We start from the raw sequence: 14,186 nt of genomic DNA on the forward strand, positions 1-14,186 counted from the left end.
CCTTACGCGACGGCCGCTTCGGAGGTGTCGGCCGGGTCGGCGTCACGGCGACGGGCCTGGAGGGCCGACACCTTGAGACCGCGACGGGCCGCGACCGAGCGCGGGCTGTCCTCGTTCTTGAGCGCGTCGAAGGTGGCGCGCACGAGGTTGTAGGGGTTGGACGAGCCGAGCGACTTGGCGACGACGTCCTGCATGCCGAGCGTCTCGAACACGGCGCGCATCGGGCCGCCGGCGATGATGCCCGTGCCCTGCGGGGCCGCGCGCAGAATCACCTTGCCGGCGCCGTGGCGGCCGTTGACGTCGTGATGCAGGGTCCGGCCCTCGCGCAGGCTGACCCGGATCAGGCCGCGCTTGGCGGCCTCGGTCGCCTTGCGGATCGCCTCCGGCACCTCACGGGCCTTGCCGTGGCCGAAGCCGACGCGGCCCTTCTGGTCGCCGACGACGACGAGCGCCGCGAAGCCGAAACGACGGCCACCCTTCACCACCTTGGCGACGCGGTTGATGTGGACGAGCTTGTCCACGAACTCGCTGTCGCGCTCCTCGCGGTCGTCGCGGCGACGACCCTCGCGTTCACGTGCCATTTGTTTTCCACTTCATCTCACTGGCGCGGGCCCGAAGACCCGCTCGCTCGATATCTCCCCTCCCGCAAGGGGAGGAGAGCGTGCTTGGAGCCGCTCCCGATCACGTTGCGATCGGGAGCGGCTCCAAGCTCTCGATGCAACGCGCGCTCTCACGCCGAACCGGTGTCCACTTCGGCGCGAGAGCGCTCTAGAAGTCCAGGCCACCCTCGCGGGCGGCGTCGGCGAGAGCCTTGACGCGGCCGTGGAAGATGTAGCCCGAGCGGTCGAAGACGACCTTGGTGACGCCCGCGGCCTTGGCGCGCTCGGCGACGAGCTTGCCCACCGCCTCGGCCGCCGCCTTGTCGGCGCCGGTCTTGAGGCTGGCCTTGAGATCCTTGTCGAGGCTGGACGCGGCGGCGAGCGTGCGGCCCGCGGCATCGTCGATGACCTGGACGTAGATCTGCTTGGACGAGCGGAACACCGACAGCCGCGGACGGCCGTTGGCGGAGGCTCGGAGGGCCCGACGGACCCGCGCCTTGCGGCGCAGGAGGGCTTCGTTCTTGTTCGACATGATCGCCCCCCTTACTTCTTCTTGCCTTCCTTGCGGAAGATGAACTCGCCGGCGTACTTCACGCCCTTGCCCTTGTAGGGCTCGGGGCCGCGGTACTCGCGAATCTCCGCCGCGACCTGACCGACGCGCTGCCGGTCGATGCCCGCCACCACGATCTCCGTGGGCTTCGGGGTCGTGATCGTGATCCCGGCCGGGATCTCGTACTCGATGTCGTGGCTGTAGCCGAGCGAGAGCTTGAGCGCCTTGCCGGCCATCGCGGCGCGGTAGCCGACGCCGGTGATCTCGAGCTTCTTCTCGAAGCCCTTGGAGACGCCCTCGACGAGGTTCGCCACCTGGGCGCGCGAGGTGCCCCACAGGGAGCGGGCCTGCTTCGACTGGTCCTTGGGCTGCACCGAGACGGCGCCGTCCTTGAACTCCACGACGACCTGGGGCGGGACGACGAACTGGAGTTCGCCCTTCGAGCCCTTCATCTTCACCGTCTGACCCGTGACCGTGGCGGTGACGCCGCCGGGTACGGGGACGGGCTTCTTGCCTACGCGAGACATGTCGCTGGTCCTCCGGATCAGAACACCTTGCAGAGCACTTCACCGCCGACGTTGCGCTCGCGCGCCTCGTGATCGGCCATGACGCCCTGCGGGGTCGAGATGATGGTGACGCCGAGGCCGTCGGCGACGCGCGGCAACTCGCCAACCGACGAGTAGACGCGGCGGCCGGGCTTCGACACGCGCTTGATCTCCCGGATGACCGGACGACCATCGTAGTACTTGAGTTCGATCTGGAACTCGGTGCGGCCGTTGCCGAGCTCCGACACCGCGTAGTCGCGGATGTAGCCCTCGGACTTCAGAACGTCGAGAACCGAGGCGCGCAGGCGCGAACCGGGGGTCTGGACGACGTTGCGGCGACGGCTCTGACCGTTGCGGATGCGGGTGAGCATGTCACCCACGGGATCGTTCACCATGGATGCCTCCCCTTACCAACTGGACTTCACGAGACCGGGGATGAGGCCCCGGTTGCCGAGCTCGCGCAGAGCGACGCGCGAGATGCCGAGCTTGCGGTAGTAGGCCCGCGGACGGCCGGTCATCTCGCAGCGGTTGCGGATGCGGGTGGCCGAGGAGTTGCGCGGCAGTTCCGCGAGCTTCAGGCGCGCCTCGAAGCGCTCCTCCATCTCGCGGGACTCGTCGTTGGCGATGGCAAGCAGGGCCTTGCGCTTCTCGGCGAAGCGCTTCACCAGCTCCTTGCGGTGGTTGTTCTTCTCGACTGAGCTTTTCTTAGCCATGTCTGTCTCCAGTGTCCGCGTCTAAGCGACGTTGCCGCCGCTTACTGCCGGAACGGGAACTTGAAATGGGCGAGGAGAGCCTTGGCCTCTTCGTCCGTGGTGGCGCTCGTCTGGACGACGATGTCCATGCCCCAGGTCTGCTCCGCCTTGTCGTAGGAGATCTCCGGGAACACGAGGTGCTCCTTGAGGCCCATGGCGTAGTTGCCGCGGCCGTCGAAGGAGCGCGGGTTCAGGCCGCGGAAGTCGCGCACGCGCGGCAGCGCGATCGTGATCAGGCGGTCCATGAACTCGTACATGCGGGCCTTGCGCAGGGTCACCTTGCAGCCGATCGGCATGCCCTCGCGGACCTTGAAGGTCGCGATCGCCTTGCGGGCGCGGGTGATGACCGGCTTCTGGCCGGCGATGAGCGCGAGGTCGTCCGCCGCGACGGAGGCCTTCTTCGAGTCCGCGGTGGACTCGCCGACGCCCATGTTGATGACGATCTTCTCGATCTGCGGAACCTGCATCGGGTTCTTGTACCCGAACTGCTCGATCAGCTTCTGCCGGACGACCTCGTCGTAGTGCTTGCGCAGACGCGGGACGTAGGCGTTCTTGTCGGCCTCAGCCATCGATCTGATCCCCCGTGGTCTTGGCGAAGCGGACCTTGCGGCCGTCTTCGAGGATGCGGAAACCCACGCGGGTCGGCTTGCCGTTGGCGTCCTGGAACGCGAGGTTGGAGAGCTGGATCGCAGCCTCCTTCGAGATGATCCCGCCCTCGGCGTTCTGGGTCTGCTTCTGGTGCTTCTTGACCAGGTTGACGCCGCGCACGAACGCCTTGCCGTCCTTCGGCATGACCTGCACGACCTCGCCGGAGCGACCCGCGTCGCGGCCAGTGAGAACGACGACCGTGTCGCCCTTCTTGATCTTGGCGGCCATCACAGCACCTCAGGAGCGAGCGAGATGATCTTCATGTGGTTGCGGGCGCGCAGCTCGCGCGGCACCGGCCCGAAGATACGGGTGCCGACCGGCTCCTTCTGATTGTTGATCAGGACGGCGGCGTTCTTGTCGAAGCGGATCACCGAACCGTCGGCACGCTTCACGTCCTTTGCGGTGCGCACGACGACCGCCTTCATGACGTCGCCCTTCTTCACGCGGCCGCGCGGGATCGCCTCCTTGACGGAGACGACGATGATGTCGCCGACGCCGGCATACTTGCGCTTCGACCCGCCGAGCACCTTGATGCACATCACGCGGCGCGCACCCGAATTGTCGGCGACGTCCAGATTCGTCTGCATCTGGATCACGGAAGTGACCTTTCCTTGTTTCAGGCGGGTTTCCGCACGCGGACGGTATTGCCCGGCGGACGACGCCTGATGGAGATCTGATGTCCCCGGATGTAACGAACCGCGCAAACGGCACGTCTCAGCGCCGGCGCGGTCACCGCGTACGATAAGGGGTGCGAACACCCCAAGGACTGTCGCGAAGGCGTGCCCGATACTACGGACGCGCCCTGCGTGCAAGCCTCAAGGCGCGTGATTTTACGGCCGATCCGTCAGGCTGCGACGGGCTCGATCGCCGCCGACGCCTCGGCCATTCCGGCCTCCAGCGTCCGCAGGTCGTAGTCGCGCTGAAGGTTGACCCAGAACTCGGGCGCATGTCCGAACAAGCGAAGCGGGCGCGGAACTCTCGCTCCGCGCCCGCTTCGCATCCCGTGCCGGGAAAAGATCTCAGGCCGCCGTGCCAGCCGCCTCGGCCGCGGCCGCCTGATCCTCGACCAGCTTCCAGGTCTTGGTCTTGGAGTAGGGACGGGACTCCTCGATGAACACCGTCTGGCCGACCTTGGCCGTGTTGGCCTCGTCGTGCGCATGGTAGTTCTTCGAACGGCGGACCGTCTTCTTCATCACCGGGTGGGTGAAGCGACGCTCCACCTTCACGACGATGGTCTTGTCGGTCTTGTCGCTGACGACGACGCCTTGAAGGACGCGCTTGGGCATGTCGAACCTCCTCAGGCCTTGGCCGCATCCAGCGTCTTCTGACGCTGCAGCGTACGCACGCGGGCGATGTCGCGGCGGACCTCGCGGACGCGGGCGACGTTTTCGAGCTGGCCCGTCGCACCCTGGAAGCGCAGGTTGAACTGCTCCTTCTTCAGGTTGATGAGCTCGTCGGAAAGCTGATCCGCCGACAGAGCGCGCAGATCAGACAGTCTCTGTTCGGACTTCATGATCTCTTCCTATCAATCAGCGATGCGCTGGATGACGCGGGTGCGCACCGGCAGCTTCGCGGCACCGAGGCGAAGCGCCTCGCGGGCGATGTCCTCGGCAACGCCGTCGACCTCGAACATGATCCGGCCCGGATGAACGCGGGCCGCCCAATACTCGGGGGCACCCTTGCCGGAGCCCATGCGGACCTCGGTGGGCTTGGCGGTGACGGGGAGATCCGGGAACACCCGGATCCAGACCCGGCCCTGACGCTTCATCTCGCGGGTGATCGCGCGGCGGGCCGCCTCGATCTGGCGCGCGGTGATGCGCTCGGGCTCCAGGCACTTGAGGCCGAACTGGCCGAAGTTCAGCTCGAAGCCGCCCTTGGCCGCGCCATGGATGCGTCCCTTGAACTGCTTACGGAACTTGGTCTTCTTGGGTTGCAGCATGGCAGCCTCTCAAGATCTCTGCTCGAACCGTCAGGCGTGCGACGGCTCGCGGCGGCCGCGGCCACCCCGGTCGTCGCCGTCACGCTCGCGGCGCCCGCCGGAACGGCCACCCTCTTCCTGCGCCTTCTTGTCCTGCGCCATCGGGTCGTGTTCGAGGATCTCGCCCTTGAACACCCAGACCTTGATGCCGCACGTCCCGTAGGTCGTGAAGGCGGTGGCGGTGCCGTAATCGACGTCCGCGCGCAGGGTGTGCAGCGGAACGCGGCCCTCGCGGTACCACTCGGTGCGGGCGATCTCCGCGCCGCCGAGACGGCCGGCGCAGTTGATGCGGATGCCCTCGGCGCCGAGACGCATGGCCGACTGCACGGCGCGCTTCATGGCGCGACGGAAGGCGACGCGGCGCTCGAGCTGCTGCGCGATCGACTCTGCCACCAGGGTGGCATCGACCTCGGGCTTGCGCACCTCGACGATGTTGATCGTCACGTCGGCCTTGGTCATCGTGCCGACGAGCTTGCGCAGCTTCTCGATGTCCGCACCCTTCTTGCCGATCACCACGCCCGGACGGCCCGAGTGGATGGTGACGCGGCACTTCCGGTGCGGGCGCTCGATGACGATCTTCGAGACGGCGGCCTGCTTGAGCTGCTTCATGAGGGCGGCGCGGATCGCCACGTCCTCGTGCATCAGCTTGGCATACTCGCCCTTCTCGGCGAACCAGCGGGAATCCCAGGTCCGGTTGATGCCGAGACGCAGGCCGATCGGATTGATCTTCTGACCCATGGGTAAACTCCTCAGGCCGCTTCAGCGCGCACTTCGCGAACCACGATCGTGAGGTTCGAGAAGGGCTTCAGGATGCGCGCGCCGCGACCGCGGGCACGGGCGTGGAAGCGCTTGAGCACCAGCGCCTTGCCGACGAAGGCCTGGGACACGACGAGATCGTCCACGTCGAGGTCGTGGTTGTTCTCGGCGTTGGCGATCGCGCTCTCCAGGCACTTCTTCACATCGCGGGCGATGCGCTTGCGGGAGAATTCGAGGTCGGCAAGGGCCGTATCGACCTTCTTGCCGCGAATCAGCGCCGCCACGAGGTTGAGCTTCTGGGGCGACACGCGGAGCATCCGCGCGACGGCCTTCGCCTCGTTCTCGGGGAGCGCGCGGGGGGTGGCAGGCTTGCCCATCTCAGCGCCTCTTCGCCTTCTTGTCGGCCGCGTGACCGGGGAAGGTGCGGGTCGGCGAGAACTCGCCGAACTTGTGACCGACCATCTCCTCGGTGACGTAGACCGGGATATGCTTGTGTCCGTTGTGCACACCGAAGGTGATGCCGACGAACTGCGGGAGGATCGTGGAGCGGCGGCTCCAGATCTTGACGACCTCGTTGCGGCTGGAGCCGCGGGCGGCGTCGGCCTTCTTGAGGAGGTAGCCGTCGACGAACGGCCCTTTCCAGAGGGAACGTGCCATGGCTGTTACTTCTTGCGGTTATGGCGGCTGGACAGGATGAAGGTGTCGGTCCGCTTGTTGGACCGGGTCTTCTTCCCCTTGGTGGGCACGCCCCAGGGCGTGACCGGGTTCCGGCCGCCCGAGGTACGACCCTCGCCGCCGCCGTGCGGGTGATCGACCGGGTTCATGGCGACACCGCGGTTGTGCGGGCGCTTGCCGAGCCAGCGGTTGCGGCCGGCCTTGCCCAGCGAGATGTTCATGTGGTCCGGGTTCGAGACCGCGCCGACGCTGGCGAAGCACTGGCCGTGCACGAGGCGCTGCTCGCCCGAGTTCAGGCGCAGCGTCACGTAGCCCTGGTCGCGGCCCACGATCTGAGCGTAGTTGCCGGCGGAGCGGGCGATCGCGCCGCCCTTGCCGATCTTCAGCTCGACGTTGTGGACGATGGTGCCCACCGGCATCGAGCCGATCGGACCGGCATTGCCCGGCTTCACGTCGACGCTCTCACTCGCGACCACCTTGTCGCCCGGCGACAGGCGCTGGGGGGCGAGGATGTAGCTCTGCTTCCCGTCGGGGAAGGTGATGAGCGCGATGAAGGCGGTGCGGTTGGGATCGTACTCGATCCGCTCCACCGTCGCGGGAACGCCGAGGTTCTCGCGACGCTTGAAGTCGACGTTGCGCAGGACCCGCTTGTGGCCGCCGCCGCGGAAGCGGACGGTGATGCGGCCCAGGTTGTTGCGGCCGCCCGAGGAGCTCTTGCCCTCGGTCAGCGCCTTTACCGGCTTGCCCTTGTAGAGCTCACGGCGGTCGACGAGCACGAGCTGGCGCAGGCTCGGCGTGACCGGTTTGAATGTCTTCAAGGCCATCGGCTTGATCCTAGCTTTCCAAGTCTCAGAGCCCGGTCGTCACGTCGATCGTGTCGCCCTCGGCCAGCGTCACGATCGCCTTCTTCACGTCCGAACGCTGCCCGCGCTGCCCGCGGAAGAACTTCTTCTTGCCCTTGGTCGTGAGCGTGTTCACGCTCGTGACCTTGACGTCGAACAGCTTCTCGACCGCATCCTTGATCTGCGGCTTGGTGGCCTTCGGGGCGACCCGGAAGACGACCTTGTTCTGCTCGGTGAGGTTGGTCGCCTTCTCCGTGATGACGGGGGAGACGATCACATCGTAGTGGCGCGGATCGGCACTCATTTGAAACGCTCCTCCAGCGCATCGACGGCGGCGCGCGTCAGCACGAGCGTGTCGCGGCGCAGGATGTCGTAGACGTTGATGCCCTGGACGGGCAGCACGTCGATCTTCGGGATGGCGCGGGCGGCGCGGCCGAAGTTCTCGTCGACCTCGGAGCCGCCGATGATCAGCGCGCTCGACAGGCCGAGCCGCTCGAAGCGCTCGACCATCGCCTTGGTCTTGTGGCTGTCGACCTTGATGTCGTCGACGACGATCAGGGTCGAGGCCTTGGCCTTGGCCGAGAGGGCGTGCTTGAGGGCGAGCGCACGGACTTTCTTGGGCAGGTCGTGGCTGTGGTCGCGCACCACCGGACCGAAGGCCCGGCCGCCGCCGCGGAACTGCGGAGCGGACGCCGCGCCGTGACGGGCGTTGCCGGTGCCCTTCTGCTTGTACAGCTTCTTCGTGGTGCGATCGACGTCCGAGCGGTTCTTCACCGCGTGGGTGCCGGCGCGCCGCTTGGCGAGCTGGTAGCGCACCATGCGCTGCAGGATGTCGGCGCGCGGCTCGAGGCCGAAGATCGCCTCGTTGAGCTCGACCGAGCCGGCGGAGCCGCCGTCGAGCGTGGTGATATCGAGTTTCATCACGCGTTCTCCTCGGACGCAGGAGCCACAGCCTGGGCCTCGGGGGCCGCCTCGACCTGAGCCGCGTTCCCGTTGGCCGAACCGTTCTCACGGAACTTGCCCGGCAGCGGCACCTCGGCGGGCAGCTTGCGCTTGACCGCGTCGCGAACCTGGATCCAGCCGCCGGCGACGCCGGGGACGGCGCCCTCGACCAGGATCAGGCCGCGCTCCGGATCGGTGCGGACGACCTTGAGGTTCTGCGTGGTGACGCGCTCGACGCCCAGATGGCCCGGCATCTTCTTGTTCTTGAAGGTCTTGCCCGGATCCTGGCGGCCGCCGGTCGAACCGATCGAGCGGTGCGAGATCGACACGCCGTGGGTGGCGCGCAAGCCCCCGAAGTTCCAGCGCTTCATGCCGCCGGCGAAGCCCTTGCCCGTGGTGGTGCCCGTCACGTCGACGAACTGGCCCGGGATGAAGTGGTCGGCCGTGATCTCGGCACCCACCGGGATTAGCGCGTCCTGCGACACGCGGAACTCGGCGAGCTTCTTCTTGGGCTCGACCTTAGCGACCGCGAAGCGGCCGCGCTCGGCCTGCGACACGTTCTTGACCTTGGCCTTGCCGACGCCGACCTGAAGGGCGACGTAGCCATCCTTCTCGGTCGTGCGGTGTGCCACAACCTGGCACTGATCGATCTGGAGCACGGTGACGGGCACGTGCTCGCCAGCGTCCGTGAAGACGCGGGTCATGCCGACCTTCCGTGCGATGACGCCTGAGCGCATAGGTCACTCCCCTCGCGCGATGAAACGGTAAGCTCTAAATCCAGCGCGGACTTAGAGCTTGATCTCCACGTCCACGCCAGCGGCGAGGTCGAGCTTCATCAGCGCGTCCACGGTCTGCGGCGTCGGGTCGACGATATCGAGCACCCGCTTGTGCGTGCGCATCTCGAATTGTTCGCGCGACTTCTTGTCGATGTGCGGCGAGCGGTTCACCGTGAACTTCTCGATATGCGTCGGCAGCGGGATCGGGCCCCGGATCTGCGCGCCGGTGCGGCGCGCGGTCGAGACGATCTCCTTGGTGGACGCATCGAGGATGCGGTGATCGAACGCCTTGAGGCGAATGCGGATGTTCTGACCGTTCATGACCTGACCTCGGCGGAAACGTTGGAAGGGCGGGCGCGAGGGCCCGCCCCTCTGACGTCCCCTGTCGATGATGCTTCGCGGTGGCGGTTAGTCGTTGATGGCTGCGACGACGCCGGCGCCGACGGTGCGGCCGCCCTCGCGGATGGCGAAGCGCAGCTTCTCCTCCATGGCCACCGGCACGATCAGCACCACGTCCATGGTCACGTTGTCGCCCGGCATCACCATCTCGGTGCCCTCCGGCAGCGTGCACACGCCGGTCACGTCCGTCGTGCGGAAGTAGAACTGCGGGCGGTAGTTGGTGAAGAACGGCGTGTGGCGCCCGCCCTCCTCCTTCGTCAGGATGTAGGCCTCGGCCTTGAACTTCGCGTGCGGCTTCACCGAACCCGGCTTGCACACCACCTGGCCGCGCTCCACGTCCTCGCGCTTGGTGCCGCGCAGAAGCACGCCGACGTTGTCGCCCGCCTGACCCTGGTCGAGCAGCTTGCGGAACATCTCGACGCCGGTCACCGTCGTCTTCGTCGTCGGGCGGATGCCGACGATCTCCACTTCCTCGCCCACCTTGACGATGCCGCGCTCGACCCGGCCCGTCACCACCGTGCCGCGCCCCGAGATCGAGAACACGTCCTCGATCGGCATCAGGAACGGCATGTCGATCGGACGCTCCGGCTGCGGGATGTAGGCGTCCACCGTCGCCATCAGCGCCAGGACCGCCTCGCGGCCGATCTTCGGCTCCTTGTCCTCGAGCGCCATCAGGGCCGAGCCCTTGGTGATCGGGATGTCGTCGCCGGGGAAGTCGTACTTCGAGAGCAGTTCGCGCACCTCCAGCTCGACCAGCTCCAGAAGCTCCTCGTCGTCGACCATGTCGACCTTGTTGAGGAACACCACCAACGCCGGCACGCCGACCTGACGCGCCAGCAGGATGTGCTCGCGGGTCTGCGGCATCGGGCCGTCGGCGGCCGACACCACCAGGATCGCGCCGTCCATCTGCGCGGCGCCGGTGATCATGTTCTTCACGTAGTCCGCGTGGCCGGGGCAGTCGACGTGGGCGTAGTGACGGTTCGTCGTCTCGTACTCCACGTGCGCCGTCGAGATCGTGATGCCGCGCGCCTTCTCCTCCGGCGCCTTGTCGATCTGGTCGTAGGCCGTGAACGTCGCCCCGCCCGACTCCGCCAGAACCTTCGTGATCGCCGCCGTCAGCGACGTCTTCCCGTGATCCACGTGTCCGATCGTGCCGATGTTGCAGTGCGGCTTCGAACGGGTGAACTTTTCCTTACCCATGAGGGCCTCCTAATCGTCGGTGTCGTTGATCGAGGATGGTCCGGCGTACGCCTCAGGCGTACTTGGCGATGACCTTGTCGGCCTCGCCGCGCGGCACTTCCTCGTAGTGATCGAACTGCATCGTGAAGTTGGCGCGGCCTTGGCTGAAGGAGCGCAACTGGTTCACGTAGCCGAACATGTTGGCCAGCGGCACCATCGCGTTGATGACGTTGGCGTTGCCGCGCATGTCCTGGCCCTGGATCTGGCCGCGGCGGGAGTTGAGGTCGCCGATGACCGAGCCGGTATACTCTTCCGGCGACACGACCTCGACCTTCATCACCGGCTCCAGCAGCACCGAGCCGCCCTTCTGCAGCGCCTCGCGGAAGGCTTGGCGGGAGGCGATCTCGAAGGCCAGCGCCGAGGAGTCGACGTCGTGGTAGGCGCCGTCGACCAGCTCCACCTTGACGTCCACCACCGGGAAGCCGGCGAGCACGCCCGCGCCGAGGACCGAGTTGAGGCCCTTCTCGACGCCGGGGATGTACTCCTTCGGCACCGCGCCGCCGACGATCTTGGACTCGAACGAGAAGCCCGCACCCGGCTCGTTCGGCTCGACCACGAACTTCACCCGGGCGAACTGACCGGTCCCGCCGGTCTGCTTCTTGTGGGTGTAGTCGATCTCCTGACGCCGGGTCAGTTTTTCGCGATACGCGACCTGAGGCTGGCCGATATTCGCGTCGACCTTGTAGGTCCGGCGCAGGATGTCGACCTTGATGTCGAGGTGGAGCTCGCCCATCCCCTTGAGGATGGTCTGGCCCGATTCCTGGTCGGTCGAGACGCGGAAGGACGGATCCTCGGCGGCGAGCTTCGAGAGCGCGATGCCGAGCTTCTCCTGGTCGGCCTTCGACTTCGGCTCGACGGCGATCTCGATGACGGGCTCGGGGAACTCCATCTTCTCGAGGATCACGGCCTTGTTCGGGTCGCACAGCGTGTCGCCGGTGCGGGTGTCCTTGAGGCCAGCGAGCGCCACGATGTCGCCCGCGGAGGCTTCCTTGATGTCCTCGCGGTTGTTGGCGTGCATCAGCAGCATGCGGCCGACGCGCTCCTTCTTGTCCCGCGAGGAGTTCAGCACGCTGGTGCCCGACTCGACCTTGCCCGAATAGACGCGGCAGAAGGTGATCGTGCCGACGTGGGGATCGTCCATGATCTTGAAGGCGAGCATGGAGAAGGGGTCTTCGTCCGTCGGCTGGCGCTGGACGGGCTCCTCGGTCTTGAAGTCGAGGCCGTCGACCGCGCCGCGATCGACCGGGGACGGCAGGTAATCCACGACGGCGTCGAGGAGCGGCTGCACGCCCTTGTTCTTGAAGGCCGAGCCGCACAGCACCGGGTGAAAGGCGCGCAGTTGCACGGCGCGGCGCACGAGCTTGCGCAGCCCGTCCTCGTCCGGCTCGACCCCGTCGAGATAGGCGGTCATGGCGTCGTCATCGAGCTCGACGCAGGCCTCGACCAGCTTGGTGCGGTACTCGACGGCCTGATCCTTGAGCTCGGCCGGGATCTCCTCCTCGGAGAAGTTGGCGCCGAGCGCCTCACCCGACCAGACGATCGCCTTCATCTTGATGAGGTCGATCACGCCCTTGAAGCTCGACTCGGCGCCGATCGGCAGTTGGAGGCAGACCGGCTTGCCGGCGACGCGGCCGATGATGTCGGCGACGCACTTGAAGAAGTCGGCGCCGATCTTGTCCATCTTGTTGACGAACACGACGCGCGGCACGTCGTACTTGTCGGCCTGACGCCACACGGTCTCGGTCTGCGGCTCGACGCCCTGGTTGCCGTCGAGCACGCACACGGCGCCGTCGAGCACGCGCAGGCTGCGCTCCACCTCGATGGTGAAGTCGACGTGGCCGGGGGTGTCGATGATGTTCAGGCGCTTGTCGCGCCAGAAGCAGGTGGTCGCAGCCGAGGTGATCGTGATGCCGCGCTCCTGCTCCTGCTCCATCCAGTCCATCGTGGCGGCGCCCTCATGGACCTCGCCGATCTTGTGGGACTTGCCGGTGTAGTAGAGGATCCGCTCGGTCGTCGTGGTCTTGCCGGCATCGATGTGGGCCATGATGCCGAAGTTGCGGTAGTCCTCGATCGCGTGCGTGCGGGGCATCGGGGTCTCTCCGGGAGATAGCGGGCTCGGAGCGCGGCCCGGTGGCCGCGCTCGACAGGCGAATTACCAGCGGTAGTGCGAGAAGGCGCGGTTGGCCTCGGCCATCCGGTGGGTGTCTTCGCGCTTCTTGACGGCGTTGCCGCGGTTGTTGGCGGCGTCGAGCAGCTCGGCGGAGAGGCGCTCGACCATGGTCCGGTCGTTGCGGCCGCGGGCGGCCTGGATCAGCCAGCGAATGGCCAGAGCCTGACGGCGCTCGGTGCGGACCTCGACGGGGACCTGGTAGGTCGCGCCGCCGACGCGGCGGGAGCGGACCTCGATCGCCGGGGCGACGTTGTCGAGGGCGGCGCGGAACACCTCGATCGGGTTGGCGCGGGCGCGGCTCTCGACGAGATCGAAGGCGCCGTAGACGATCCGCTCGGCGGTCGACTTCTTGCCCTCGTACATGATCGAGTTCATGAACTTGGTCAGGACGACGTCGCCGTACTTGGCGTCCGGGATGATCTCGCGCTTCTCGGCAGAGTGACGACGGGACATCTTTTTCGACTTTCGAAGAATATGGTCTTAAGCACCCCACGCAGGCCGCCTTACCTCGGCCGAGGCGGCAGCATCCTTGTGAGGCCGTGGAAAGATCGTGGCCTGAAGTCCGAAAAACTTACTTCGGACGCTTGGCACCGTACTTCGAACGACGCTGCTTGCGGTTCTTGACGCCCTGCGTGTCGAGCACGCCGCGCAGGATGTGGTAGCGCACGCCCGGAAGGTCCTTCACGCGGCCGCCGCGGATCATGACCACGGAGTGCTCCTGAAGGTTGTGGCCCTCGCCGGGGATGTAGCCGATCACCTCGAAGCCGTTGGTCAGGCGCACCTTGGCGACCTTGCGCAGAGCCGAGTTCGGCTTCTTCGGGGTCGTGGTGTAGACGCGCGTGCAGACGCCGCGCTTCTGCGGGCAGGCGTTGAGCGCCGGCACCTTGTTGCGCGCCTTCTGCGCCTTGCGCGGCTGGGCGATCAGTTGGTTGATCGTCGGCATCCTGTGCCCTCTTCATCCGGCCGCACGGGGCGGCCACCGTCTGAAACCTGTCGAAGCCCCTTGCGGAGCGGTCGGTCCACGGGCAAACCCGCGGCAAAACGAATAGCGCCAGAGGCCGGCCAGGGCCTTTGGCGATGGTGAGGCAGAGGATCACGCCGTGGACGGCGCGGTCTTACCCGCTGATCTGACGAACACGCCAGGGTGTGGTGCCGGTATCGGTCTGACGACGGTCGCCGAAGCCCCTGGCCTCGACCCGAAAGCGACTCTCGATCCACCGGAGTGGCGCGCTTCTACGCGGGAGGGTCGGCTCCGTCAATGCCCGCAGAGGATAAAGTTCGGTGAACGGCCTTCCGTTGCGCAGCCAAGCTATCC

Annotated in this window: 23 protein-coding genes; all 23 read right to left on the minus strand. The window is 66.8% G+C overall.

The window, feature by feature from the left end; genetic code table 11:
* Positions 1-2 precede the first annotated feature (2 nt).
* Positions 3-581 (minus strand): 30S ribosomal protein S5, encoded by a 579-nt coding sequence (gene rpsE, locus PGN25_08975; GenBank protein ID MEH3117708.1) that lies wholly within the window; start codon positions 579-581, stop codon positions 3-5.
* Positions 582-768: 187 nt separating this feature from the next.
* Entirely contained in the window at positions 769-1,131 is a 363-nt protein-coding gene (gene rplR / locus PGN25_08980; protein MEH3117709.1) for a 50S ribosomal protein L18, read from the minus strand.
* Between the two features lie 11 nt (positions 1,132-1,142).
* A complete protein-coding gene (gene rplF / locus PGN25_08985) occupies positions 1,143-1,676 on the minus strand; it encodes a 50S ribosomal protein L6 (protein MEH3117710.1) in 534 nt (177 codons plus the stop codon).
* A 17-nt stretch (positions 1,677-1,693) separates the two neighbouring features.
* Positions 1,694-2,089 carry a 30S ribosomal protein S8 gene (rpsH, locus tag PGN25_08990; GenBank protein ID MEH3117711.1) on the minus strand — a complete coding sequence of 132 codons (396 nt, stop codon included), beginning with the start codon at positions 2,087-2,089 and terminating at the stop codon, positions 1,694-1,696.
* Positions 2,090-2,101: 12 nt separating this feature from the next.
* Entirely contained in the window at positions 2,102-2,407 is a 306-nt protein-coding gene (gene rpsN / locus PGN25_08995; GenBank protein MEH3117712.1) for a 30S ribosomal protein S14, read from the minus strand.
* Positions 2,408-2,448: 41 nt separating this feature from the next.
* The gene (gene rplE / locus PGN25_09000; GenBank protein ID MEH3117713.1) at positions 2,449-3,015 is read right to left on the minus strand and encodes a 50S ribosomal protein L5; all 567 of its coding nucleotides are present in this window, start codon (positions 3,013-3,015) and stop codon (positions 2,449-2,451) included.
* Entirely contained in the window at positions 3,008-3,322 is a 315-nt protein-coding gene (rplX, locus tag PGN25_09005) for a 50S ribosomal protein L24 (GenBank protein ID MEH3117714.1), read from the minus strand. Before rplX ends, rplE begins: the two co-directional genes overlap by 8 nt.
* The gene (gene rplN, locus PGN25_09010; protein MEH3117715.1) at positions 3,322-3,690 is read right to left on the minus strand and encodes a 50S ribosomal protein L14; all 369 of its coding nucleotides are present in this window, start codon (positions 3,688-3,690) and stop codon (positions 3,322-3,324) included. Before rplN ends, rplX begins: the two co-directional genes overlap by 1 nt.
* A 423-nt stretch (positions 3,691-4,113) precedes the next feature.
* Positions 4,114-4,380, minus strand: coding sequence for a 30S ribosomal protein S17 (gene rpsQ, locus PGN25_09015; protein ID MEH3117716.1), 267 nt, complete (start codon positions 4,378-4,380; stop codon positions 4,114-4,116).
* An 11-nt stretch (positions 4,381-4,391) separates the two neighbouring features.
* Complete coding sequence (gene rpmC, locus PGN25_09020; protein MEH3117717.1) at positions 4,392-4,607, minus strand: 50S ribosomal protein L29; 216 nt, start codon at positions 4,605-4,607, stop codon at positions 4,392-4,394.
* Between the two features lie 12 nt (positions 4,608-4,619).
* The gene (gene rplP / locus PGN25_09025; protein MEH3117718.1) at positions 4,620-5,033 is read right to left on the minus strand and encodes a 50S ribosomal protein L16; all 414 of its coding nucleotides are present in this window, start codon (positions 5,031-5,033) and stop codon (positions 4,620-4,622) included.
* Between the two features lie 30 nt (positions 5,034-5,063).
* Positions 5,064-5,810 carry a 30S ribosomal protein S3 gene (gene rpsC / locus PGN25_09030; GenBank protein MEH3117719.1) on the minus strand — a complete coding sequence of 249 codons (747 nt, stop codon included), beginning with the start codon at positions 5,808-5,810 and terminating at the stop codon, positions 5,064-5,066.
* An 11-nt stretch (positions 5,811-5,821) separates the two neighbouring features.
* A complete protein-coding gene (rplV, locus tag PGN25_09035) occupies positions 5,822-6,205 on the minus strand; it encodes a 50S ribosomal protein L22 (GenBank protein MEH3117720.1) in 384 nt (127 codons plus the stop codon).
* A gap of 1 nt (position 6,206) precedes the next feature.
* Entirely contained in the window at positions 6,207-6,485 is a 279-nt protein-coding gene (gene rpsS / locus PGN25_09040) for a 30S ribosomal protein S19 (GenBank protein ID MEH3117721.1), read from the minus strand.
* A gap of 5 nt (positions 6,486-6,490) precedes the next feature.
* The gene (rplB, locus tag PGN25_09045; protein MEH3117722.1) at positions 6,491-7,327 is read right to left on the minus strand and encodes a 50S ribosomal protein L2; all 837 of its coding nucleotides are present in this window, start codon (positions 7,325-7,327) and stop codon (positions 6,491-6,493) included.
* A 25-nt stretch (positions 7,328-7,352) separates the two neighbouring features.
* Entirely contained in the window at positions 7,353-7,649 is a 297-nt protein-coding gene (locus tag PGN25_09050) for a 50S ribosomal protein L23 (GenBank protein MEH3117723.1), read from the minus strand.
* Entirely contained in the window at positions 7,646-8,266 is a 621-nt protein-coding gene (gene rplD / locus PGN25_09055; GenBank protein ID MEH3117724.1) for a 50S ribosomal protein L4, read from the minus strand. Before rplD ends, PGN25_09050 begins: the two co-directional genes overlap by 4 nt.
* A complete protein-coding gene (gene rplC, locus PGN25_09060) occupies positions 8,266-9,024 on the minus strand; it encodes a 50S ribosomal protein L3 (GenBank protein MEH3117725.1) in 759 nt (252 codons plus the stop codon). Before rplC ends, rplD begins: the two co-directional genes overlap by 1 nt.
* Before the next feature lie 51 nt (positions 9,025-9,075).
* Positions 9,076-9,384 (minus strand): 30S ribosomal protein S10, encoded by a 309-nt coding sequence (gene rpsJ, locus PGN25_09065; protein MEH3117726.1) that lies wholly within the window; start codon positions 9,382-9,384, stop codon positions 9,076-9,078.
* A gap of 87 nt (positions 9,385-9,471) precedes the next feature.
* Entirely contained in the window at positions 9,472-10,662 is a 1,191-nt protein-coding gene (tuf, locus tag PGN25_09070) for an elongation factor Tu (protein ID MEH3117727.1), read from the minus strand.
* A 52-nt stretch (positions 10,663-10,714) separates the two neighbouring features.
* Positions 10,715-12,790 (minus strand): elongation factor G, encoded by a 2,076-nt coding sequence (gene fusA / locus PGN25_09075; protein MEH3117728.1) that lies wholly within the window; start codon positions 12,788-12,790, stop codon positions 10,715-10,717.
* 63 nt (positions 12,791-12,853) lie between these two features.
* Positions 12,854-13,324: a 30S ribosomal protein S7 gene (gene rpsG, locus PGN25_09080; GenBank protein ID MEH3117729.1), complete on the minus strand. Its 471-nt coding sequence runs from the start codon at positions 13,322-13,324 to the stop codon at positions 12,854-12,856.
* 118 nt (positions 13,325-13,442) lie between these two features.
* Positions 13,443-13,814 (minus strand): 30S ribosomal protein S12, encoded by a 372-nt coding sequence (gene rpsL, locus PGN25_09085; protein MEH3117730.1) that lies wholly within the window; start codon positions 13,812-13,814, stop codon positions 13,443-13,445.
* Positions 13,815-14,186: the final 372 nt, after the last annotated feature.

Origin of the sequence: Methylorubrum populi (genome assembly GCA_036946625.1) — a bacterium.
Classification (GTDB): domain Bacteria; phylum Pseudomonadota; class Alphaproteobacteria; order Rhizobiales; family Beijerinckiaceae; genus Methylobacterium; species Methylobacterium populi_C.

Coding starts and splice junctions, on each gene's coding strand:
- rpsE (MEH3117708.1), bottom strand. CDS start 581: ATGGCACGTGAACGCGAGGGTCGTCGCCGCGACGACCGCGAGGAGCGC.
- rplR (MEH3117709.1), bottom strand. CDS start 1,131: ATGTCGAACAAGAACGAAGCCCTCCTGCGCCGCAAGGCGCGGGTCCGT.
- rplF (MEH3117710.1), bottom strand. CDS start 1,676: ATGTCTCGCGTAGGCAAGAAGCCCGTCCCCGTACCCGGCGGCGTCACC.
- rpsH (MEH3117711.1), bottom strand. CDS start 2,089: ATGGTGAACGATCCCGTGGGTGACATGCTCACCCGCATCCGCAACGGT.
- rpsN (MEH3117712.1), bottom strand. CDS start 2,407: ATGGCTAAGAAAAGCTCAGTCGAGAAGAACAACCACCGCAAGGAGCTG.
- rplE (MEH3117713.1), bottom strand. CDS start 3,015: ATGGCTGAGGCCGACAAGAACGCCTACGTCCCGCGTCTGCGCAAGCAC.
- rplX (MEH3117714.1), bottom strand. CDS start 3,322: ATGGCCGCCAAGATCAAGAAGGGCGACACGGTCGTCGTTCTCACTGGC.
- rpsQ (MEH3117716.1), bottom strand. CDS start 4,380: ATGCCCAAGCGCGTCCTTCAAGGCGTCGTCGTCAGCGACAAGACCGAC.
- rpmC (MEH3117717.1), bottom strand. CDS start 4,607: ATGAAGTCCGAACAGAGACTGTCTGATCTGCGCGCTCTGTCGGCGGAT.
- rplP (MEH3117718.1), bottom strand. CDS start 5,033: ATGCTGCAACCCAAGAAGACCAAGTTCCGTAAGCAGTTCAAGGGACGC.
- rpsC (MEH3117719.1), bottom strand. CDS start 5,810: ATGGGTCAGAAGATCAATCCGATCGGCCTGCGTCTCGGCATCAACCGG.
- rplV (MEH3117720.1), bottom strand. CDS start 6,205: ATGGGCAAGCCTGCCACCCCCCGCGCGCTCCCCGAGAACGAGGCGAAG.
- rpsS (MEH3117721.1), bottom strand. CDS start 6,485: ATGGCACGTTCCCTCTGGAAAGGGCCGTTCGTCGACGGCTACCTCCTC.
- rplB (MEH3117722.1), bottom strand. CDS start 7,327: ATGGCCTTGAAGACATTCAAACCGGTCACGCCGAGCCTGCGCCAGCTC.
- PGN25_09050 (MEH3117723.1), bottom strand. CDS start 7,649: ATGAGTGCCGATCCGCGCCACTACGATGTGATCGTCTCCCCCGTCATC.
- rplD (MEH3117724.1), bottom strand. CDS start 8,266: ATGAAACTCGATATCACCACGCTCGACGGCGGCTCCGCCGGCTCGGTC.
- rplC (MEH3117725.1), bottom strand. CDS start 9,024: ATGCGCTCAGGCGTCATCGCACGGAAGGTCGGCATGACCCGCGTCTTC.
- rpsJ (MEH3117726.1), bottom strand. CDS start 9,384: ATGAACGGTCAGAACATCCGCATTCGCCTCAAGGCGTTCGATCACCGC.
- tuf (MEH3117727.1), bottom strand. CDS start 10,662: ATGGGTAAGGAAAAGTTCACCCGTTCGAAGCCGCACTGCAACATCGGC.
- fusA (MEH3117728.1), bottom strand. CDS start 12,790: ATGCCCCGCACGCACGCGATCGAGGACTACCGCAACTTCGGCATCATG.
- rpsG (MEH3117729.1), bottom strand. CDS start 13,324: ATGTCCCGTCGTCACTCTGCCGAGAAGCGCGAGATCATCCCGGACGCC.
- rpsL (MEH3117730.1), bottom strand. CDS start 13,814: ATGCCGACGATCAACCAACTGATCGCCCAGCCGCGCAAGGCGCAGAAG.